Below are 20,211 nucleotides of genomic sequence, written 5' to 3'. Positions count from 1 at the left end.
GCAGCGTCGAATCCTACGATGGGTCAGCCCGGTCGGACAGGTGTGGACCCAATGAGGTCGCTCCTGCTCCTGACGGTCCCGATGGTCACTGGCTGTCGGGCACCTGGCCCAAGCTCCAATAACCCCTCCGCCTGCCCGTGAGGTCAGGCGGAGGGACCGGTCATCCTTGAACTGCAGGGACGCCAGCGCGACCGGAAGGAGGCGCTGGAATCGTGCGATGCTCGCGCATGGCGGCGGGAGGGTGGCGGACGCAGAAGGGTTTGCCAAGGTCAGTGCCCGGCCCGGCCCGTCCTCCGCCGGGCGGCAGATCCGATCGAAACCTAGCCTTCCTCATCTGGGGCGTTCGCGCCATGAATCAGGAGGGCGATTTCATCCGCGAGCACGATCATCGCCACGCCGAGATCGTCCTGCTCAGTCGACTCTTCAGACAGCGCATTGACCACGCGTTGCGCCGCCAGGGCGACCGTTTGGAGTTCGGCTCGGCCAGCAAGCTTTGCGACGTCGATGGCCAGAAAGCGAGCCTCTCTGTCATCCCCTGCTTCGACGGCGGCAGCCAGCTGTGTGGCAGCGGCAATCACATCCTCAAGTGTCATGTCAGTTCCCGGAAGATGACATCCATGGTAGTGCGCGACGCAGAACACGGCGACCCGGTAGCCTGGCGATGGCCTTGCGCGACGCCATCGTGCCCTGACCTGAAAACGCGCGTGTCCCATTCTTTCAACGACTCTTCGATTTCGCGTGGCACGGCAATCAGGGGGACGTGCCTGCCCTCATCGGGCATCCTGACGTTCTACCGAAGCCCGCTACTCGGTGTTCGTAGTGAGTGCGGCACTCCGAGGCAACATGGCGTGTGACCCTCTCCTGCTGTTGGTCGGCAGCCCCAGTGGAAAAATCGCCGAGCCTTTCTCGCCGGCACCGCACCGCAGGGCTACCTGCGCGCGGCTACTTGCCTCGTATCGGACACCACCGGCTGGGTGCGACGGATGTGGACCTAGGCCTCCGCTGCGCGATTTGCCGCCGATTCTCGCCAAGCCCGCGACCTCTCAACGCGCAACGCCGCCGTCAACCTCCATGTCTCGAGCGGCCGCCTGACCGGATGCCGGTTCGATGACGAACTCGGCGACAACCACTGGAGGTCAGGGGAAGACCGGTCGTTCTGGTTTGTGCTTTGGTCGAGTTAACTGGCGGGGTGGGGCGACTGGGCACGACGACCGAATTGAACAATGTCGCCGACCAATTGAAGCCTGCTGTACGCGAAACGATCGTTCCGGCCAACGAGGATGGCGGACTAGGACGTTTTGCGCGCACGCGTCCGAGCTGCCTTTTTTGCTGCAGCCTTGCGTACGGCGGGGCCCTTGGTCTTCGCTGCCTTTTTCGCCGCCGCCGACTTGCTTACCGAGGTGCGTTTGGCCGCACTTTTCTTGGCATGAGCAGACAGGGCGCGCTTTGACACGGCCGTGGTGCCTTCTCGTTTGAGGGCGCCGGTTGCGGCCTTTTTCCGGGTCGCGGATTTCTCGGTCGTTGCCCCGGACGAGCGCTTCGTCGCGATCATGCTCTCTCGGGTTGCCTTCTTCTTCGTGGCCTTGCTGGCCGTCTTTTTTGGCGTGGCCTGAACACCAGCCCGGCGTGCCTCCGACAAGCCTATCGCGATGGCTTGCTTGGTCGAGCGCGCCCCATGCTTTCCTTTACGGATGTGTTCGATTTGCTCGTGGACAAATTCGCCTGCCTGCGTCGATGCGGATTTGCCTTTGCGTTTGTCTTCGGCGGCCTTGGCAATGGTTTTTCTCTCAGGCATGGGCGGGCCTCCTCTTCGCATGAATGAATGTTGTGCCCGCTCTGGAGCCTACATCGACCTTGTGTGACGAGGGTGTATGGCAAGCCATGAACTTGGTCGTCGGAACAGATGTCTCAGCCAATCCTACGGCAGCCCGCGCCTTTAACGTTTGGGAGAAGGCAAATCACGCCGATATGAACACGTCATGCGCGACGCGCGGGTAGGGAATATGGCAGAAGTGACGATCCTTCCGGCACCGAATGCATGCCATCACTTTCCGTTCACATCTCGCGTCGCGCAGTGGGGCAGGCTGAGGGTCTGCTCACGTCAGGAGCGACGCTCCATGCGCACCCAGACGTTGGCGGGTCGACGTTACTTACCTGGTTGTCGAAGACGACTATCTTGTCGCTGGTGCCCTGACGGACCTGCTTGTGTTTCTGGGTGCCCATGTGGCCGGTCCTGTATCAAATCTCGAAGACGCCGCGACAGCGTTGCAGGCGGCAATGATTTGGACGGGGCCTTGCTTGGCATCAATGTGTACGGAAAGACCGCATATGGTCTGTTGGACGAGCTCGAGGGTCAATGCGTGCCTTGTGTGTTCGTCACCGCGCTCACGGCTGAAAGCATCCCGCCACGCTACGCCCTTGTTCCCCGCATTGAAAATGCCTATGGGAAGTGCTGCGGTCGTCAAGGCCTTGTGTAAGCTCAGCGCGTCCGTCATGTCGTTCGCGTGCGGATCTCCGGCAATACGCTCAACGGCGTGTGGCTTGTCCATTCGGTCTCGCGTGATTGAAAGACGAGATGTACAACGTGCTGATAGGCATGCACGAGCCCGCTAGCGGGAGCGGCGCACTAAGGTGATTTTGCCGTTTGGCTCCAGCCGACCTGCGACGACGTCCTGCTCATCCTCAAGCCCGGCCGCATGCAACGCGCGATCCAGCGCCGCATCGGTGAGGCTCTGGCGGCGCATTACGGTAGGGTCGCGCCGGCCATCGCGTACGAGCAACGATGGAAAGCCCTCTACGAGACGATTGAACCAGGGGACCCGGGTGGAGAGCCAGGCGATGGCCTTGTCCGTCGCAAGAATGCCGGCGACCCCGAGGAAAGGGCCAAGCATGCCCTGGTCTTCGCCGATGATAGCGGTGCGCAGGGTACCCCCGGCCAGTGCGATAACGACCACATCGAACGCCGATAATTCACCGAAACTACGTTTGCCGGCAAGTCGCATTAGGGTCAGAAGTCCTAGGTAGGTCACGGCGCCACGAACTACGAATGTCCACCAGGCGGACGAGAGGTTCAGGACATCATTCATGGGGAACTCCTTGATCTGGTTCCTTTACGCCCAGTGCGCAAAGGGAAGTCTAACGCCGCGCCCTCCTTCCCCATGCGGCGTGGCGACGGTGGTCGCCGTCGTTCTGCGATGCACCCATGGCACGCGTACGCGAAGCAGGTTCCCCCGGATGGTGATGGAGGCCTCCAAGGCCGCTGGAGAGCCCATCACGTTGGCCCTGGCTGCGGGTGTGGTCATCGTGTGGGCCGCCAGTAGCCCGTTTTCGGGATTGGGGACACTTGGCAGTTGGTCATTTACACCGGCACGACCATCGTAATCTCCTCGATGGTGTTTTTACTCAGACGATCCGGGATCGCGACACCGAAGCGCTGCAAATCAAACTCGATGAACTGATCAACGCGCTGAAGCGCACGAACAGGGCGTTGCTCATCTTGTACAGCTTGACGAGAAAGAGCCCGACCGTATCAGGAAGGCATATGTGAAAAAAGGCCGAAGCGGCCCCGTCGGCGACGGCGCTAGTTCGCCCGGCAACGAGGAGTCCCGATAATCGGTGTGCGCTGTGCCGTTGGCCGACGGGGCGCGAGGTAGAGGCCCATGGCCACGTGTCCTCGCTTCCCCGTGGTGCGTCCGGTGTGCCCGCTGCCAAGCGCTGGCGCGGCGGAAGCCAGCACCGGCCCCCCGATCATCCCTCCGGGCAGGCTTCCGCATGGACGGATGCGGACATCGTTCCATCGCCACGTCGGCGCAGCACATCCGTGACCGTTCCGGGCACGGACGCCCGGAGGGGGGCACTGATCATGGCGGTCTCGACGGACAGGAGCACCACGAGGACGTCCCCGCGTCCTCAGTCCAGCAAGCCTCCGTCCGGTGCGGCGCATGCACTGCCGCCTCACGCGTCGGGAGGCACGATGCGTTGGTGCTGTTGCGTTCAAGCAGCCCTGACCTCCAGCCGTCACCAGATCGACGTCAACGTCCAGCTCGTGTCTGGCCGAAGTCGTGCAGCTTACTCGTTGAGAGCCGGTGCCGATGGAACCACGGTCCCTCGCCATGTTATTGCCAAACGCTTAGCCGTTTAATCCGAGGCGATGGGATGCGCGCTTGATCCGGTAAGGAAAATCATTGCCACCCTGACATCCCCGCAACAGTCCTGAACGCCTCAGCGGGTTTTCCGGAGCCGTTTCGTCAGGGACCTGTCCCACTGTCCCTCTGACGGGCATTCGGTGCGGGGATTCGTCAGCCACCTATGGGCACTTCTCGGCGCATTACATCACGCTGCCTTGTCGCAGCAGGAGACCTTTTCACTATGGGTGTTGTCCACATTTATGTGATGTATCCCTCGAGGGGCACGAGAAATTGGCACGTCTCCGTCGACGGCGCGGATGGTGAGTCGTATCCCGACGGTTTGCTCGCCATCGAGGGAGCACTGAAGCGGGCCCGTACGCTCGAAGAGCAGGGTGTTGCCGTCGTGGTTCGGCAAGAGGGGTCGGACGGAAGTTGGCAGGTCATTCGGGAGTGACCTCACTTAGGGTCGGTTTGACCGTCATAGCATGGAATTGGAAAAACAGGGCCCGGAAGGGCACCTTCGCATGAATTGTGCCAACGGGCCCAATCGCTCGCCGACGTTGTCTATACGTGCCTCTCCGGAAGATTCGGGGTCAACCACAGCTGAGGTCTGCCATGGTCAGCAAAGCGAAAGTCCCGCCGAAGCCGACAAAAGAAGCCCGCGGAAACGGCGACGAACTCCACCAGCTTGCGGGTGGTACCCATCCGCCCATGACCACGGACCAGGGCACGCCGATCAGCGATGACCAGAACTCGCTGCGTGTGGGACAGCGTGGGCCGACGCTGTTGGAGGATTTCATCCTCAGGGAAAAAATCACCCACTTCGACCACGAGCGTATTCCCGAGCGCATCGTCCACGCGCGAGGCTCGGCGGCCCACGGGTTTTTCGAGCTCACAGCGTCGTTAAAGGCTTATACGACGGCTCGCATCCTGACCGAGGTCGGCGAAAAGACGCCAGTATTCACACGGTTTTCCACCGTCGCTGGCGGCGCAGGTTCCGTCGACACGCCGCGCGATGTGCGTGGCTTCGCGGTGAAGCTTTACACCAAGGAGGGAAACTGGGATCTGGTTGGCAACAACATCCCGGTGTTTTTCATCCAGGATGCGATGAAGTTCCCGGACCTTGTCCATGCCGTGAAAATGGAACCGGATCGGGGCTTCCCGCAGGCGGCGAGCGCGCACGATACGTTCTGGGACTTCATCTCGCTGACACCTGAAGCGTTCCACATGATTATGTGGGCAATGTCCGACCGGGCTATCCCTCGCTCGTTGCGCATGATGGAGGGCTTCGGCGTGCACTCGTTCCGCCTGGTCAACGCCGCGGGCAAGAGCACGTTCGTCAAGTTCCACTGGCGTCCGAAACTGGGACTGCAATCGACCGTCTGGGACGAGGCGGTGAAGCTCGCGGGTGCCGACCCGGATTTCCATCGCCGTGATCTGTTCGAGGCCATCCAGGCCGGACAGTTCCCCGAGTGGGAGCTGGGCGTCCAGTTGTTCACCGAAGAGCAGGCCGCGAAGTTCCCCTTTGATCACCTCGATGCGACCAAGCTCATCCCCGAGGAGCTCGTACCGCTCAAGATCATCGGTCGCATGGTGCTCGATCGCTGGCCGGACAACTTCTTTGCCGAGACGGAGCAGGTTGCTTTCTGCCCGTCGCACCTTGTGCCTGGTATCGATTTCAGCAACGACCCGCTGTTGCAGGGGCGTTTGTTCTCCTACCTCGATACCCAGCTCTCGCGGCTGGGCGGCCCGAACTTCCACCAGCTTCCCATCAATGCGCCCAAGTGCCCGTTTGCCAACCACCAGCGCGATGGCCACATGCAGCATCAGGTGCCGAAGGGCCGGGTGGCCTACGGCCCGAGTTCGCTGCAGGGCGATTCGCCACGCGAAGACGCGGAGCGGGGCTTTCATTCCTACCCGGCTGAGGAAGCGGGGGCGCGTGGCCGAGTGCGTTCGGAGACGTTCGCCGACCACTACAGCCAGGCGCGGCTTTTCTACGTGAGCCAGACGAGTCATGAGCGCGCGCATATCGCGCTCGCGTTGACCTTTGAGCTGTCCAAGGTCGAAACCCTGCATGTGCGGGAAGCCGTGGTTGGGCATCTGCGGCATATCGACGAGGATCTCGCCCGGCGGGTGGCCGGTGGCCTTGCGTTGGGCAAGCTGCCTGCCGCACCCAAGGCGAAGGCACCGGTGATCGACATGCCGCCTTCCCCGGCCTTGCAGATCATCGGCAAGATGAAGCGCACGCTCGAGGGCAGGGTGGTCGGCATCCTCATCAACGATGGGTCGGATGCGAAGACGGTAGCCGCGCTGCGCAAAGCGGCGGAGGCCGCCGGTGCGTCGGTGAAGATCGTCGCGCCGAAGGTGGGGGGCGTGAAGCTCTCCGATGGGCAGAATCTTCCTGCTGATGGTCAACTCGCGGGCACGCCGTCCATCAACTTCGATGCGGTGGCGGTGGTTCTGAGCGATGAGGGGAGTAAGGCACTGCAGCACGAGGCTGCTGCCGTCGATTTCCTGCGCGATGCGTTCGGGCATCTCAAGGCCATCGCCCTCGATGCCGGGGGCGAGGCGCTCTTCGAGGCCGCCGGGCTGGAGGCGGACGAAGGCGTTATTCCCGCGAAGGACACCAAGGCATTTATCGAGGGCGCGAAGGGGCGGCACTTCGACCGTGAATCGACCGTGCGGATGCTTCCATGAACTGCGCTCTGGACGCGAACCGCGATTGTCGATCGCGTGCATCGGACAACGGCGCGCCAAGCGCGGCCCGTGGCGTCCGTTGTCGGCGCTTCTAGGGAGCCCCAGGGCGCAGCTTGCTTTCAGACTACTCGTCCCGATTCGCCCCCCTCCCCCCGACGGCGTCCGGCTTTGGGGGGCCGAATGTCGCTCGGCGACCTTTATGGCATCCGGGAGATTACAGTCCGATTCCCTGCCGCCAACATGTGGGCACCCCGAACAGGGAACACCATGAAGTTGATTCTCGACATCGAACTAGAGAGCGAAGCGTTCCATGCCGATCGCGTTGGAAACCAGCTGGCACGCATCCTGACCGATCTGGCGTCCAGAGTTGAAGGCTTGGACTTTACGGACCTCCCAGGGAGCCGCTGGGTCATGTACGAGTCCCCGGGCCAGTCGGTCGGGGAGGCACGAATCGTTTATTGAGTGGCGCAAGCTGCCAGCTAGCCGCCACTTCCTGCGCTCGACGACTTACCCATCAGATGCGCTTGGACGGCCTCGGCATCGGTGCCGACTTCGGCCACTGCCGCGTAAACCGAGGCTGGCGTTACATCGAGGACGAGCGCCCAGAGGGCGACATCGTGGGGGTCATCCGGATTGATGTGGGTGACACGGTTGAAATGGTCGGACACGCGGCATTCCGGTCTTCTCGATAACCAGAATCTGCCCGGCGCGATGTCAACGGCTGATTGAAAAGCGCTCAATGGACTCATGATTGACGTGAAGCCGCTCGGCCTAAACGCCCGTCGTTTCCATGGCGCGATCGACGGCCGCCATCAGCTCATCACGGCTGAAGGGCTTGATGATTCGCACGGCGCCCCTAGGCGCGTCGTCAACCGGTTCATCGGGGTCGGAGAGCATGACCACGACTTTCATACTGGCGTTCTTCCTCCGGGCCTCTTCGAGATAGGCACCGGCATGGCCCTCGCCAGGGGCGGGCACCGCCGCAGCGAGGAAATCAACGCGGGCGACTTGCTCGACCTGCCGGGCACCCCCGGCATGCGTCGAGGCGGTCAATGTCTCAAAACCGCGCTGGCCGAGCACCTCGGCCACGGTCTGTGCGAGGGCGGAACTGGGTTCAATGACGACGGCGAGCAGTTGACGGGGCATGGCCGGACCTTACCAGATGCAGGGAGGCGACGGCGGACGAAAGCACCGGGCGTACGATTTCGTGCACCAGCGCCTCACACTTCATCTTGCAGCATGGAAGGGTCCCATCCAGCGCGATTGACCCATGCTCCCCAGCCCCTACCAGATTGATGTCGACGTCCAGCTCTTTCCTGGACGAGGCTATGCCGCCTCCTATGTGATTTCCGGGGCCGACGGCACCGTGGTCCACCATCGGCTCATTGCGAGACGGTTTACTGCCTACTCGGAGGCCATGGACTGTGCGCTTGACTTGGCGAAGGCAACGGTCGCCACCTTGGACGTGACCGCGACCGGGCGTCCCGGTGCCGACCTTGTATTGGGACCTTCCAAGACGATGTCCCCGCTGTCTGCCTGACACGTTCCTGGCCCTTGCCTGGGGAAATCAGGCGGCGGAAAGGCAAGCTGGCGTCCCGTTGACCCATCGATGGTCCACCCAAGAAAAAGCCCGCAACGAGCAGTTGCGGGCTTTTTCCTGATAGGGCCGGCTCAGTGGCCCTTGCGGGCGTCATCGGCAGCCTTGCCGACTTCTTTCTGAACCTTGCCGGCATTCTTCTCGATATTGCCGCTGACTTCCTTGGCCTTGTCGCCGGTGAACTTGCCGGCCACTTCTTTCACAGCGCCTTTCACTTCGTGCTTGGTGCCTTCAGTACGGTTCTTGTCCATGGTTCAGCCTCGTTGGTTGGTGAGGCGACTGTGGGGTAAGGGTGTGATGACAGCCGTGCAGGGGCTGTGGAGGCGATATTCACCCGTGTCTGTCTGTCGTCACGCGCACGGAAGCCAGCGCGACCATGGCCTGCATGCACACATCCATGAAATGCAGGTGACTCCACGATGCCCGGTGACGTCACCAACATCACAGGGGCCTTCAACGGAACTGCTTCAGCGTTTCACGGACGGGCCACCATGCTCGCTCCATGAAGACCGAACCGCATGCGCGAATAATCAGTGAGTTTGAACAGCTCGTCGAGGGCACCCATTTTCCTTGTTTTGCTGGCCGCACGGCCCAGCGACGCCAACTCGTAGACCACCTGTTCGCCGGTCATATGGCGTGCCCAGCTGACGACCACGCATTGGCCGAAGGCATTGCAAGGTTCGCAACCGACAACAAACCAGAAGACACCTTCAGAAGCCTCGTTGTGCATTTTGAGGGCTCCGAACCGGTGCCAGAGCAGGTGTTCGAAGACCTGCTGTTTGCAAGATTGCAGGGCATCCATGAGGTTGATGCACGCGCCCATGCGTGGGACTCCTCCGTCTCCGACGATGCCGATGACCCGGGCTTTAGCATGAGCATTGGCGGGAAGGCCTTTTACGTTGTGGGCCTGCACCCAGGGGCGTCGCGGCCCGCGCGTCGGCTTGCCCACCCTGCACTCGTCTTTAATCTCCACAGCCAGTTTGAATACTTGAGGCAAGCAGGCCGCTACGAGCGGCTGAAGGGGGCCATTATCGATGAGGACATCGCGCGCAACGGCTCGGCGAACCCCATGCTCGCTGTCCATGGCGAAAGCTCCGAGGCCATTCAATACAGCGGGCGGCACATCACTGGGGAATGGCATTGCCCGTTTGCAGCTGTCCACCCGCAGACCGACAGGACGACCGCGTGACGACGACCATTATTCCGCCGCAAAGTGGCACGGCATTTCTCTTGAAAAAGGGTCAGCGCCTGACCGTCGTCGACCCTGAAGGACAACAAGTCAGTGACCTCGTCGCCTTCAATGCCGACGATACGAGCGAGTGGCTGTCGAGCGGTCGCACATTGGACTATGCAAGCAGGTTTCTCCTGACGACGGGTGACACCCTCTATTCGAATCGAAGCACTCCGATGCTGGTCATTGAGAGCGATGATGTAGGCCGCCACGACTTTCTCCTGGCGCCGTGCTCAAGGGAGATGTTTGCGAAGCTCTATGGGCACACGGAACCGCATCGAGGCTGCTTTGGCAATCTTGCCGAGGCACTCGAACCCTTCGGTATCGAGCCCGACCGCATCCCCACCGCGTTCAACGTGTTCATGAACGTCCAGGTCAATGGAGAGACCGGCGCGCTTTCGGTCGAGCCACCCTTGAGCAAGCCAGGCGATTCGACCACGCTCCTTGCCCAGATTGACCTCGTTATCGGGCTGACGGCTTGTTCTGCTGGGCTTTCAAACAACTTCCGGTTCAAGCCCATCTCATACCGCGTTGAATGAAGATGTCGTGCCAGTCCCGGCCCGCTTCCCCTCAACGCAAGGTGACGGGTGGCGGGGAAAGACTGAACGCTTCGCATGCATGGATGGATTCATGGTGGCTTTTCCAACATCAGGAGAACGAGATGAGCGATGAACAAAAAGGGCACGCCGACGCCAGCCCGCATCAATACGATGAATCGGCCGACAAGCGCGTCGAGAAAAAGCCTGCCAAAAAGGAATCGCCGCAGCAGGAACACAACGACGAAGACCAAGGCTGAAGAACCGTTGATGGCCGACCAAGGGCACATGCCCCGGTCCGACGACCGTAACCTCAGCTACGTCGCGAAGAAAGGCAAGCCACGGCAAGACGGCCGGGACGATGCCATCGGAAAGGACCAGGAGAAGATGGACGAGGCATCGAAGCGCGATGAGAGCGTCTGATAGGGCCAATCGGATTACCATCCAGTGATTGCGCTTCCTGCGCAAGTTTCCTTCACCCGTGTGGACGTCACTTCACCCGTTGGGCACATGCTGCTTCTACTCCGCCAGTCAAGCTGTGAAATCACTCGCTGTGCGGAGAAGCCATGAAAGCCCTGGTCTATAACGGCCCCAGAGATGTCGCTATCCAGACGGTGCCCGACGCCCGGATTGAAAAACCGACCGACGTGCTGGTGCGCATCACCACCACTAACATTTGTGGGTCGGACCTGCACATGTATGAAGGACGGACCAGTGTGGAGCAGGGAAAGATTCTCGGGCACGAGAACCTGGGTGAGGTCATCGAGGTTGGTCCCGCGGTCGACCGCGTGAAACTCGGCGACCGGGTCGTCTTGCCGTTCAACATCGGGTGCGGCTTTTGTCGCAACTGTGAGGCGGGGCTCACCGGTTTTTGCCTGACCACGAATCCCGGCAGTGCCGGGGCGGCCTATGGGTTTGCTGACATGGGTCCCTACAGCGGCGGGCAAGCCGAACTGCTCCGCGTGCCCTATGCGGACTTCAATTGCCTCGTGTTGCCGGAAGACGCCAAGGAAAAAGAACTCGATTACGTGCTGTTGTCCGACGTCTTTCCCACGGGCTGGCATGCCACCGAGCTTGCAGGCCTCAAGCCGGGTGAGAGCGTGGTCATCTACGGGGCGGGCCCCGTCGGGCTCATGGCCGCCTTGTCAGCATGCTTGAAGGGTGCCGCCCAGGTCATCGTCGTCGACCGCCATCCCGATCGTTTGAAGCTGGCCCGGAATTTTGGGGTCACCACCATCGATGACTCCAAGGGCGATCACGTCGACCAGATTCTTGAACTCACGAAAGGTGGGGCTGACCGGGGCTGCGAATGCGTCGGCTACCAGTGCCACGATCACCACGGCCACGAACGGCCCAATGCCACGATGAATGACCTGGTCGCCTCGGTACGGCCGACGGGCGGTCTGGGTGTGGTCGGTGTGTTCGTGCCGAAAGACCCTGGTGCGGAAGACGCCTTGGCGAAGGAGGGAAAGATTGCCTTTGACATGGGCAGCTTCTGGTTCAAGGGCCAGTTCATGCGTACGGGCCAGGCGAACGTGAAGCACTACAACCGCCAGTTGCGGGAGCTCATCCACCGGGGCAAGGCAACACCGTCGGAAATCATTTCCCACCGGTTGTCGCTGGATGAAGCGCCCGAGGCCTACCGAAATTTCGATGACCGCAAAGACGGATGGACGAAAGTTGTCCTTCATCCCGGTAATTGACCAAAGGAATATCCATGAGCAACGAAAAGAAGAGCCCTGTGCTCGTGAATCCCGTCACACAGTATCCCGGCCCGCCGTTTGATACGCCCAAGCAAAGTGCCCCCGGCACGGTTCACAAGTTGAAGCCTCCGGCTGACCACGGGGAGACCAGCTATACGGGCCACGGTCGGTTGGCAGGGCGCCGGGCCTTGGTCACGGGCGGTGACAGTGGCATTGGTCGCGCAGCGGCGATTGCGTTTGCACGAGAGGGCGCGCACGTCGTCATCAACTATCTCCCCGAGGAGGAGGAAGACGGCAAGGAGGTCGTGGCCCTGCTGGAGAAGGAAGGCGTTGTTGCCAAGGGTATCCCGGGTGATCTGAAAGACGAGGCGTTTTGCCGGTCGCTGGTCAAACAGGCGAGTGACGCGATGGGTGGTCTCGATATCCTTGCCAACGTCGCAGGCAAGCAAACGCACCAGCAATCCATTGAAGACATCACCACCGAGCAATTCGATGCCACCTTCAAGACCAATGTCTACGGGCTGTTCTGGTTGTGCAAGGCGGCGCTTGAGGTGATGCCGGCCGGGAGCACCATCGTCAATACCGCTTCCATCCAGAGCTACGATCCCTCTGCCATCCTGCTCGACTATGCCTCGACGAAGGCTGCCATCGTGGCGTTTACCAAGGCCCTTGCGGGTCAGGTGGCGGAGCGCGGGATTCGGGTCAATGCCGTGGCACCTGGTCCCGTGTGGACCGCCCTCCAACCGTCGGGTGGCCAGCCGATGGAGAAGCTCAAGCACTTCGGAGCTCAGGTTCCCCTGAAGCGTCCCGGCCAGCCTGTTGAGTGTGCACCGGTCTATGTGCTCCTTGCCTCGAACGAATCAAGTTTCATCACCGGCGAGACCTACGGGGTGACGGGTGGCAATCCGCTCCCATGACCCACATCCCGGGGGCCGCGCATTTGCGGCTCCCTCCGTCGTCGCGCAAGAGCGAATCGCCCATCCACGCGAGCCTCTTGACGGCCCGGAGCAATCTCCCGTCGTTGGTTCGACCGCACCCCACAGGCAGCCTCCGGCCCCAGACAAGCCCCACGAATTGCCTCAGAAAGCGCCTCCCCAGCGCCACCGCTCGCCCATCACGCCATGCTGTCTTTGCCGGTGAAGGCGTGGAGCGAAACGTAGCCTGCATCATGCTCGGCTCAACAGCATCCCGCGCGCCGTCCACGGCGACCTGTGGGCCATGCGGGACTTATTGCCACGGTGAAGCGGAACGGTCGAGGTCGTCGAGAAGCTGCGTCCCAACCGGTGTTGGTCTTCCCTGAGCCACAGGCTTGCCGGGCGGGGCACGCTTTTCACAGCCGTGCCCGAGGACGGTCCCTTGGACAGACGAGCGTTTCGCGCAACATACCTATGGGGCAGCGGCAGCGGAGCGACGCAGGAGAGAAATGGTTAGAGGGGGGCGGGGCCTTCGATGGAGTCGAGCCTCCCATCGAGCCAGCCATTGGTTAGGTGAAGGGTCCATTCTATGTCTCTCGCCACGTCATCGGGCATCGGAAAGCCGTCCGCATAATTTCGCAACGCGCCGACCGGCACGCCGAGACGCTCAGCCTTCGCTCGAAGGGACAGTGAACCTTCGGCATCAAGCCGGGCGAGAAGACGGTCGAGGCGCCTTGAACGCAGCGCTGATTCGGCCGGCGGACTATCATTGAGAGGAGACGACATTTTGCGTTCGGACTCACGGTGGATCATCAACGTTGGGTACACAGGTCGCAACGCTATGTGAAGGATCTGCATGCGCGCGATGACGCGGCGGATGCGTTCCACCTCGAATGGCGTAGCGCTGGCGCCTTGGACGCGTATCCGGCGGCGGGGGCGCGCGGGACGACCTTCGGCGACCCGTGCGACGACCCGTGATCTCGGGCACGCTTTCCCGAATGACGATCATCAATGGGGACGTTATCGGCCGGTTCGCCGGATTGGGTATGGACGCTGTGGCGAAGTCGACGCGGCGATGGCGACGATTTCAACGCAACCCGCATCGGCACGCATTGTACTTGTGTTGCTGCCGAGGACTCGACGCTGCGCCGGATTGCCGGAGGGAGTAACCGAGGGCATGGTCGTGTTGCTGCGGCCTGTCGGTTGTGAACCCTTGCCGCGATGCGACCGCTCGATGCTGAGGCTTCCAAGGCCATTGGCAGCGCGACAGCGATCACGTCGGAGACTGTCATGACCGTCGCGGTGACCAGCGGGTCCTGCAGGCGCGTCGTGGAAGCCCGATGCGCCCCGGAATGGCACCGGCCGAAGTCGCGCGCCATGGCCGCTTTAAGCCGGCCTCGTTGACGGGGCAGGGCGAGGAGCCCACCTCCACTTACCCCAGCCCGTTGAGCGAAGTACGGGGAGGGGGCCGGGACGTTGGCTCGCTAGTCGCGGGCGCCGTCCGCTTCCGGTGGACGAATGGCACAGGGCGCACATTCGCAACGCCGTCACAATGTGCCTGTCCGTCTATCTGGAGTCAGCGTGCAAACCAAGTCCACATGGAAGCCGGTCGCCTTCTTCCTCGCATGGCTGGTCGTCCTGAGCGCACCGGTGGATCTCCTTGCATGGCATGCGGGGGCGAGCACGGCGATGCTCTCCCGGATGGTGATGTGGTGTCCTGGGATTGCGGCAATCCTGACTGCATTTCGCTTCAGGGTGTCGTCTGAAGAGCTCGGGCTCTGTTTACCCGAGGGAAAGTCGGTGTGGGTGGGCTACTTTGCCCCATGGTTGTATGCCGTTCCCGTCTATGTCGTGACCTGGATCCTCGTCAAGGACGCGTTTGACTGGGCCGTTTTCGCTCGGGCGCAGGCGGGGCCGTATCGCATGGAGGCCCACCAGGGCCTTTTTGCAATGGCGTTTGGCGTGCCTTCGACGCTCACCTTCGGACTTCTCTCGACGATCATGTGGGCTCTCGGCGAGGAGCTCGGTTGGCGTGGCTTCCTTGCGCCGGCATTCACTTCACGCTTGGGGCCCACCGCCTCGGGCCTCATTGTGGGAGCGATCTGGGCGGTCTGGCACTACCCGATGCTTCTTGGCGCAGGGTACAACGCGGGTACGGCTCATCTCTACGCGACCGTCTGCTTCACCCTCATGGTCATTTCCCTCGGCGTCTTGCTGTCCTGGATGCGGCTCGTCACCGGCAGCGTCTGGCCGTGCGTCATTGTGCACGCAAGCCACAACACCCTCGTGCAGGGCGTTCTTGATGCCATGACCTCGCATACAGGTCGGGCGCCCTGGGTAACCACCGAGTTCGGCGCCGGCATGGCGGTGACCGTTGCCCTTGTCGCCACTGCGTATGTCTGGTGGGCCCGGCGCTCCCGGACGCGGAAGGCCTTGGCTTGACGACGTGAGGTTCTCGGGATCGGCACATGGCGCTTCGGGGCCGACGGAACTATCGAGTGGAGCGCGTCGGCAAATGACAAGCCAGACAAGGAACTCTTTCGATGTACGCAACACTCCTCATGTCGCGTTCCGTCACGCTACCGTCGACTTGCGCCGCCATCGCCCGTAGACAGCCCGCGCCCAGGAAGGCGCGCAGGCCGGACCAATCCGTGGTCAGTAGGGGATGCCCCCGTAGGGGCGTGCGATTCTCACGAATGGCCCACCAAGGGTAGCCGACGTCGGGCGCCGGACAAAGACCGTCAACGCGCCCTTGGGGACCTGCATCAAGGGGTACAGGATACTTGTCAGCGACCCCGGGCGTTTTTGCGCTCTGGACGCGCCCCGAGGTGCCGGTGCCGCCTTCATCGCGGCAGTTGCTGGGCGCCACACCTTTACGTCGCTGTCGAACTTGGGGATGCTGACCAACGGTGAATTCAGTCATAGGAGGGACAAATGGTCCCGGTGTTTCCCCGCTGGACGTGGTTGTGGGTTCTCCTGCTGCCCATGGTTGCGGGTTCCGTCAACGTCACCGCGCTCCTGTTTCTCCGCCATGGCGGCATCACCCACCTGACAGGGGTGACCACGGAAGCCGCCGCTGGTGTTGGCCGTCATGATGCGGCCTTGCTCGCCCATGCTGCGCTTGTCATCTGCCTGTATTGCCTTGGTTGCGCAGCGAGTGGCTATGTCCACCGTCTGCCGAGGTGGGTCCCCACCGGTCGCGCATCGGTGCTGCTTGCCTGCGAGGCATGCCTCATCGCGGTTGCGGCCGACAAGGATCTTTCCCGGTTGTCCAGCCTTGCGTGCCTTGCCCTCGCCATGGGTCTGCAAAACGGCCTGACCACGGTTGTCTCCGGCGCTTTGCTGCGCACGTCGCATCTGACCGGCATGTTCACGGACGCTGCTGTCGCGGTGGGGCAATCCTTGGGCGGTTTGAATTGGGATCGGCGACGCGTGGGACTGTGCGTCACAGTCATTGCCGGTTTCCTTGCCGGTGGCGTGCTGGCCGCCGCAGGGTTCACGACGGCGGGACTTTCGATCCTCTGGTTTCCAGCGACGGTGGCCGGCGTCGTTGCTGCAGCGACCTTGGGTCTGTCCATTCGGCACGCCGCGCGCGCCCAGAGCCCGTGAGCAGAATCGATCTTTCGGTCATCATCACAAAACAATGACCTCCCGGATACGACCATGGCCCTGTGGCATGCTCTTCCACCCCCGGAGCGTGTCGCCCGAGCCCCTGACCTGAGCAGGGGCTTTTTATTTCTGGCAGGGTTGCGCCTCTCATTACTGGAGTGATCAATGGCGCACGCGCGCATCTACATCATGTATCCCGCGCACAACACGCGGACCTGGCATGTGTCGATCAACGGTACGGATGGGGACTCCTATACCGACGGTCTTCTCGCCCTGCACGCTGCCTGCGAACGGGCACGGGTCATGGAGGAGATGGGCGACGAGGTCACAGTCTTCCAAGAGGATGCGGGCGGTGCGTGGCACGTTATTCGGGAGTAAGTGCCCGCCATCATGCCCCTCCGCCAGATGCCCCGCATTGTCGGATTTGAGGTTCCCCCGCTCAAGGCGGTGGTGGACGTGGTGCGCGACGCGCCCATCGTCGGCCTCCTGAGCCGGCCGCCCTCCGACCTCTGGCTCGATGCCTTTGCCGTCGAGGCAGCCCGCCTTCGCACGAGCCTGACCGATGCCCTGGTATCCATCGAGGACGACCACGTCCTGTTTTTCGCCTCGGCCTCCAACGCGCGTGCCCGGTGCCATGCCGTGCGCACAATGGTGCTGGAGGTCAGCAAACGGGCCATTACCGGCCCGAATACCCGGCGGCCGGACGCTCCCGTATTGGCGGTGACGCCGCAGGCCGGCAGGCGTCGGGTACTCGTGGTCGAGGCGGACGAGGTTCTTCGTGAGGTCACCTCCGAGCTTCTGGCAGGTGCCGCGTGGCAGGTGACTGGGGTTACGGGGGGTGATGCGGCAGCCAGGGCGTTGGAGGCAGGCGCCATTGATGTCGTCCTCGCCGACATCGACCTCATGGAGGACGGTCACGGCCTCGAGCTTGCCGGGTTCGTCCGCCAGCGATGGCCGCAAACCGGCATTGTCGTCCTCACCGGTCGCCATGAGACCGCAAAGCTTAAGATGCCCGAGGGCACGTTCGTGCTCGCCAAACCCCATCAGCGGCGCCAGTTGCTGGCGGCGCTTGATCTTGCCAGTGGCCCGAGCACCAGCTAGACCTCCGGCTCCTTTGGTTTCCCGTCCTGGCTTTGCTGGGAGCACATCCCGGTCGGCCTCGTCGAGGCACCCCTTGGCGCATTGAAGGTGCGTCAGCGGGGCCTCAGGTGTCGGACGACGGGCAACGCACACTGGGAGCCGAGCGTCCGGGCGATGGCCGAGGGCGATTCGGTCTGGCGGACTTGTCCAGCGAGCAGGTGGCGCGCGTTCCAGTGCATCACGCAGGGTTTCGTCCAACCGGTGCCCTGGCTCCCATGATGTCTTCGAGCGATTGGGCGAGGACATCGGACATCTCCCCGTCATTGACCACGCCCGCAAGCCGCTCGGGCGTCATTGACGGAACGAAGCGCCCGCGAGGCAGTTGGCGTCGCTGAGTGCCTGCGGTCGGTGGAACTGGCACAGGGTGCGGAGATTTGGCGACGCGGGCGTTGGGCAGGGATGTCGCCATCGGGAATGGAATGGGATAGGTCTTGCGGCACGGACCTCTAATTGCCAAGGGGCGGATTCTTGAAACGTGCACAAGACACGCTCGTACCAAGCCGGCTGTGCGATGCCGCAGGTTGCCTTGCGGCCGCAGCGTTCCCGGGCGCCACCGCAGGGAGGCCGGTCCTCTCCGCGGCGAGGTGTCGGAGTCTGGCGGCTGCAACGGGCACGTCCGACACTTCCGGGGAAACGTCCAGGCCGTGGTTGTCCGGTGCGCTCGCGTCCATCCATTGGGTAGGGAACCTGGGCGACCGGATTGATGCGATCGCGCTGTCAGTTCCATTCGCCGCAGGGAGTACTCTGCGTTGGCGACGGGTCATGGTCTGGTGCCCGCTGGGCAGCGCCAGCGGAGAGCGGGTGACAACAGCCAGCGACGTTGGGTCGCGCTTCGTTGGACCCGGTGCCCAGAACTTGCTGCGGCGGATTGCCGTGCCAAAAAAGCAGGCATGCACCGAGGACGCCGCTCGCCCCGCCCGTTGCCTCCGTTGTCCAGTCTGGCCGTCATCCCAACCTCCGTGTTCTCCTTGCGGGCCACACCCACGATGGCGTGAACGCATGGGACCTTTCGGGCGGGACTGTCGCAGGCGATGGGCGGCAAGGAAGGACGTAGCAGACCCACATCAGTTCAGTACAATAGCGAGAATCATTCGCATGTAACCGGCCGTGGTCGAGCGCTACTACAACGAGCTGTGGGGGTTCCTTCGCGGGCAACTGCACGATGGCGACGCCGCCGGCGATCTCGCCCAGGAGGCGTATGCCCGCGCGCTGGGCGCCCAGGCCGCTGGTCGCGAAACGCGCGATTTCCGCAGCCTGCTCTATCGGGTGGCGCGCAACCTGCTGGTCGACCGGCACCGACGGGCCCGGGTGCGCCAGCACACCGATATTGATGAGTGGCACGGCCTACGCGCGCCCGATGCCTCCCAGCCCGAAAATGCCGCCGCCTCGGGCCAGCACGTGGCCGCCATGCTTGCCGTGATCGAAGGCCTGCCGCCACGTTGCCGCGAGGCGTTCGTGCTGCACAAGTTCGAACAGCTTCCCCATGCCGAAGTGGCCGCCCGCATGGGCATCACGCGGAATGCGGTGGAAAAGCACATCATCCGTGCGTTGCTGGCATGCCGCGCCTGCGATGACCGTTACAATCGCCGCTGAGGCGCATCCATGTCAGGTTTTCACTGGCTAAGGCGTCAGCCCTGCACGCCATGGAGCCCCTGATGCACGGAATCCCGCCGTCGCCGGACGAACCGACCGACCGCGCCACCTCGCCCGACGAGGCCGCGGCCGCTTGGCTCGTGCGTTCGCACGGTGGCCTCGGGCGCGCGGAACGCGAGGCCCTTGCGAAGTGGCTGGCCGAGGACCCCGCCCATGCCGTGGCGCTCGCGCGCCTGCGCAGCACCTGGGCCTTCCTCGACGACGTGGCCCCGGCCCATCGCCGCCGCCGCCGGAACGCACGTTTCCGCCGGGCCGCCCTGGTGGCCGCCGCCACGGTTGTCGTCGCGGTGGCGGGCAGCGTCGTGTGGTGGGAGCGGATGCCGCCGCCAGCCGCGGTGGCCGAGGCCTACCGCACGGCGCGCGGCGAACAGCGACAGGTGACCTTGGCCGATGGCAGCCTGGTTTGGCTGGACACCGGCACGGTGATCAGCGTCCGGCTTTCGGAAGGCGGACGCGACGTGGCGCTCTCGTCGGGGCAGGCCTTGTTCGATGTCACCCACGATGTGGCGCGGCCTTTCGTCGTGCATACGGCCACGGCGCAGGTCCGCGTCGTGGGCACCCGCTTTGGCGTGCGCGAGACGCCCACCGGGCTGGTATCGTGCGGTACCGACATCAGCGTGACCCGGGGGCACGTGCAGGTCACCGACCCGCGCGGGCAGGGCCGCGTGGATCTGCTTGCCGGGCAGGCTGCGCACGTCGCGCCGCTCGGCTTGCCGGCGCGGCTGGCCAACGGCGCCGGCGAAGCCTGGCGCGATGGCCGCGTGGTGTTCGATGACACGCCGCTGCCGGATGCGGTGGCCGAACTGGAGCGTTACGGCGATACCCACCTCGCGGTCGCGCCTTCCGCCCGTGGCCTGCATGTCACCGGCAGTTTCACCGTGGGCAACGCCGATGCGTTCGCCAAAGCGCTCCCGCAAATCCTGCCGGTGCGCCTCGAGCGACACGGTGCCGAGGTGCGCATCGTCGCCCGCCAGGGGTCGCGATAACTTTCGATGTCAGGTTCG

General features: G+C 63.1%; 21 protein-coding genes and 1 pseudogene. 15 read left to right on the top strand and 7 right to left on the bottom strand.

The genetic code is table 11. The features are described from left to right. Positions 1-320: 320 nt before the first annotated feature. The 3 genes from L2Y96_RS12555 to L2Y96_RS12545 form a co-directional block, all read right to left on the bottom strand. Positions 321-593, bottom strand: coding sequence for a hypothetical protein (locus tag L2Y96_RS12555; RefSeq protein ID WP_247326093.1), 273 nt, complete (start codon positions 591-593; stop codon positions 321-323). Between the two features lie 695 nt (positions 594-1,288). Then, positions 1,289-1,795, bottom strand: a complete 507-nt coding sequence (locus tag L2Y96_RS12550) for a DUF6496 domain-containing protein (RefSeq protein ID WP_247326091.1) — start codon at positions 1,793-1,795, stop codon at positions 1,289-1,291. Between the two features lie 814 nt (positions 1,796-2,609). Continuing rightward, entirely contained in the window at positions 2,610-3,086 is a 477-nt protein-coding gene (locus L2Y96_RS12545; protein WP_247326088.1) for a DUF421 domain-containing protein, read from the bottom strand. 264 nt (positions 3,087-3,350) lie between these two features. Here L2Y96_RS12545 and L2Y96_RS23080 point away from each other — a divergent pair, with 264 nt between their 5' ends. From L2Y96_RS23080 to L2Y96_RS12535, 3 genes are all read left to right on the top strand, one after another. Further along, a complete protein-coding gene (locus L2Y96_RS23080; RefSeq protein ID WP_425492421.1) occupies positions 3,351-3,458 on the top strand; it encodes a hypothetical protein in 108 nt (35 codons plus the stop codon). Positions 3,459-4,742: 1,284 nt separating this feature from the next. After that, positions 4,743-6,824 (top strand): catalase, encoded by a 2,082-nt coding sequence (locus L2Y96_RS12540; RefSeq protein WP_247337027.1) that lies wholly within the window; start codon positions 4,743-4,745, stop codon positions 6,822-6,824. Between the two features lie 267 nt (positions 6,825-7,091). Further along, positions 7,092-7,286, top strand: a complete 195-nt coding sequence (locus L2Y96_RS12535; protein ID WP_247326086.1) for a hypothetical protein — start codon at positions 7,092-7,094, stop codon at positions 7,284-7,286. 17 nt (positions 7,287-7,303) lie between these two features. Here the strand turns inward: L2Y96_RS12535 and L2Y96_RS12530 are convergent, their stop codons facing one another. The 3 genes from L2Y96_RS12530 to L2Y96_RS12520 form a co-directional block, all read right to left on the bottom strand. Next, positions 7,304-7,492, bottom strand: coding sequence for a DUF3606 domain-containing protein (locus tag L2Y96_RS12530; protein ID WP_247326083.1), 189 nt, complete (start codon positions 7,490-7,492; stop codon positions 7,304-7,306). Positions 7,493-7,595: 103 nt separating this feature from the next. Then, positions 7,596-7,970 (bottom strand): DNA-binding transcriptional response regulator, encoded by a 375-nt coding sequence (locus L2Y96_RS12525; protein ID WP_247326081.1) that lies wholly within the window; start codon positions 7,968-7,970, stop codon positions 7,596-7,598. 525 nt (positions 7,971-8,495) lie between these two features. Further along, a complete protein-coding gene (locus L2Y96_RS12520; RefSeq protein ID WP_247326079.1) occupies positions 8,496-8,672 on the bottom strand; it encodes a CsbD family protein in 177 nt (58 codons plus the stop codon). 251 nt (positions 8,673-8,923) lie between these two features. Between L2Y96_RS12520 and gntA the strand changes: the two genes are divergently transcribed. The 6 genes and pseudogenes from gntA to L2Y96_RS12500 all read left to right on the top strand — a co-directional run bounded on the left by gntA (position 8,924) and on the right by L2Y96_RS12500 (position 12,808). Beyond that, the gene (gene gntA, locus L2Y96_RS12515) at positions 8,924-9,610 is read left to right on the top strand and encodes a guanitoxin biosynthesis heme-dependent pre-guanitoxin N-hydroxylase GntA (protein ID WP_247326078.1); all 687 of its coding nucleotides are present in this window, start codon (positions 8,924-8,926) and stop codon (positions 9,608-9,610) included. After that, positions 9,607-10,191: a DUF1989 domain-containing protein gene (locus tag L2Y96_RS12510; RefSeq protein WP_247326076.1), complete on the top strand. Its 585-nt coding sequence runs from the start codon at positions 9,607-9,609 to the stop codon at positions 10,189-10,191. Before gntA ends, L2Y96_RS12510 begins: the two co-directional genes overlap by 4 nt. A gap of 122 nt (positions 10,192-10,313) precedes the next feature. Continuing rightward, entirely contained in the window at positions 10,314-10,448 is a 135-nt protein-coding gene (locus L2Y96_RS22910; RefSeq protein ID WP_256452188.1) for a hypothetical protein, read from the top strand. Between the two features lie 28 nt (positions 10,449-10,476). Beyond that, positions 10,477-10,611, top strand: a complete 135-nt coding sequence (locus L2Y96_RS22905) for a hypothetical protein (RefSeq protein WP_256452187.1) — start codon at positions 10,477-10,479, stop codon at positions 10,609-10,611. 143 nt (positions 10,612-10,754) lie between these two features. Further along, positions 10,755-11,591: pseudogene (locus L2Y96_RS12505) on the top strand (glutathione-independent formaldehyde dehydrogenase); the annotation flags it as partial. Positions 11,592-11,905: 314 nt separating this feature from the next. Continuing rightward, on the top strand, positions 11,906-12,808 hold the full coding sequence (locus L2Y96_RS12500) for an SDR family oxidoreductase (RefSeq protein ID WP_247326072.1): 903 nt from the start codon (positions 11,906-11,908) through the stop codon (positions 12,806-12,808). A gap of 510 nt (positions 12,809-13,318) precedes the next feature. Here L2Y96_RS12500 and L2Y96_RS12495 read toward each other — a convergent pair. Beyond that, complete coding sequence (locus tag L2Y96_RS12495; protein WP_247326070.1) at positions 13,319-13,693, bottom strand: hypothetical protein; 375 nt, start codon at positions 13,691-13,693, stop codon at positions 13,319-13,321. 693 nt (positions 13,694-14,386) lie between these two features. On the opposite strand from L2Y96_RS12495, the gene L2Y96_RS12490 reads away from it, so the two are divergent. From L2Y96_RS12490 to L2Y96_RS12465, 6 genes are all read left to right on the top strand, one after another. Beyond that, complete coding sequence (locus L2Y96_RS12490) at positions 14,387-15,247, top strand: CPBP family intramembrane glutamic endopeptidase (protein ID WP_247326068.1); 861 nt, start codon at positions 14,387-14,389, stop codon at positions 15,245-15,247. Positions 15,248-15,739: 492 nt separating this feature from the next. Continuing rightward, positions 15,740-16,414: a YoaK family protein gene (locus L2Y96_RS12485; protein ID WP_247326066.1), complete on the top strand. Its 675-nt coding sequence runs from the start codon at positions 15,740-15,742 to the stop codon at positions 16,412-16,414. 165 nt (positions 16,415-16,579) lie between these two features. Next, positions 16,580-16,792 carry a hypothetical protein gene (locus tag L2Y96_RS12480; RefSeq protein WP_247326065.1) on the top strand — a complete coding sequence of 71 codons (213 nt, stop codon included), beginning with the start codon at positions 16,580-16,582 and terminating at the stop codon, positions 16,790-16,792. Next, the gene (locus L2Y96_RS12475) at positions 16,793-17,515 is read left to right on the top strand and encodes a response regulator (RefSeq protein WP_247326063.1); all 723 of its coding nucleotides are present in this window, start codon (positions 16,793-16,795) and stop codon (positions 17,513-17,515) included. Between the two features lie 1,146 nt (positions 17,516-18,661). Continuing rightward, complete coding sequence (locus tag L2Y96_RS12470) at positions 18,662-19,147, top strand: RNA polymerase sigma factor (RefSeq protein WP_247326061.1); 486 nt, start codon at positions 18,662-18,664, stop codon at positions 19,145-19,147. A gap of 62 nt (positions 19,148-19,209) precedes the next feature. Then, positions 19,210-20,193, top strand: a complete 984-nt coding sequence (locus L2Y96_RS12465; protein WP_247326059.1) for a FecR family protein — start codon at positions 19,210-19,212, stop codon at positions 20,191-20,193. Positions 20,194-20,211: the final 18 nt, after the last annotated feature.

This window comes from Luteibacter aegosomaticola (assembly GCF_023078475.1).
GTDB lineage: Bacteria > Pseudomonadota > Gammaproteobacteria > Xanthomonadales > Rhodanobacteraceae > Luteibacter > Luteibacter aegosomaticola.
Note: the sequence above shows the minus strand (reverse complement) of the source record. Positions and strands in the feature narration are given on the sequence as shown.

Excerpts from the sequence above, each read along its gene's own strand:
- L2Y96_RS12555 (WP_247326093.1), bottom strand. The coding sequence starts at position 593 with ATGACACTTGAGGATGTGATTGCCGCTGCCACACAGCTGGCTGCCGCC.
- L2Y96_RS12550 (WP_247326091.1), bottom strand. The coding sequence starts at position 1,795 with ATGCCTGAGAGAAAAACCATTGCCAAGGCCGCCGAAGACAAACGCAAA.
- L2Y96_RS12545 (WP_247326088.1), bottom strand. The coding sequence starts at position 3,086 with ATGAATGATGTCCTGAACCTCTCGTCCGCCTGGTGGACATTCGTAGTT.
- L2Y96_RS12540 (WP_247337027.1), top strand. The coding sequence starts at position 4,743 with ATGGTCAGCAAAGCGAAAGTCCCGCCGAAGCCGACAAAAGAAGCCCGC.
- L2Y96_RS12535 (WP_247326086.1), top strand. The coding sequence starts at position 7,092 with ATGAAGTTGATTCTCGACATCGAACTAGAGAGCGAAGCGTTCCATGCC.
- L2Y96_RS12525 (WP_247326081.1), bottom strand. The coding sequence starts at position 7,970 with ATGCCCCGTCAACTGCTCGCCGTCGTCATTGAACCCAGTTCCGCCCTC.
- L2Y96_RS12520 (WP_247326079.1), bottom strand. The coding sequence starts at position 8,672 with ATGGACAAGAACCGTACTGAAGGCACCAAGCACGAAGTGAAAGGCGCT.
- gntA (WP_247326078.1), top strand. The coding sequence starts at position 8,924 with ATGAAGACCGAACCGCATGCGCGAATAATCAGTGAGTTTGAACAGCTC.
- L2Y96_RS22910 (WP_256452188.1), top strand. The coding sequence starts at position 10,314 with ATGAGCGATGAACAAAAAGGGCACGCCGACGCCAGCCCGCATCAATAC.
- L2Y96_RS22905 (WP_256452187.1), top strand. The coding sequence starts at position 10,477 with ATGCCCCGGTCCGACGACCGTAACCTCAGCTACGTCGCGAAGAAAGGC.
- L2Y96_RS12500 (WP_247326072.1), top strand. The coding sequence starts at position 11,906 with ATGAGCAACGAAAAGAAGAGCCCTGTGCTCGTGAATCCCGTCACACAG.
- L2Y96_RS12485 (WP_247326066.1), top strand. The coding sequence starts at position 15,740 with ATGGTCCCGGTGTTTCCCCGCTGGACGTGGTTGTGGGTTCTCCTGCTG.
- L2Y96_RS12480 (WP_247326065.1), top strand. The coding sequence starts at position 16,580 with ATGGCGCACGCGCGCATCTACATCATGTATCCCGCGCACAACACGCGG.
- L2Y96_RS12465 (WP_247326059.1), top strand. The coding sequence starts at position 19,210 with ATGCACGGAATCCCGCCGTCGCCGGACGAACCGACCGACCGCGCCACC.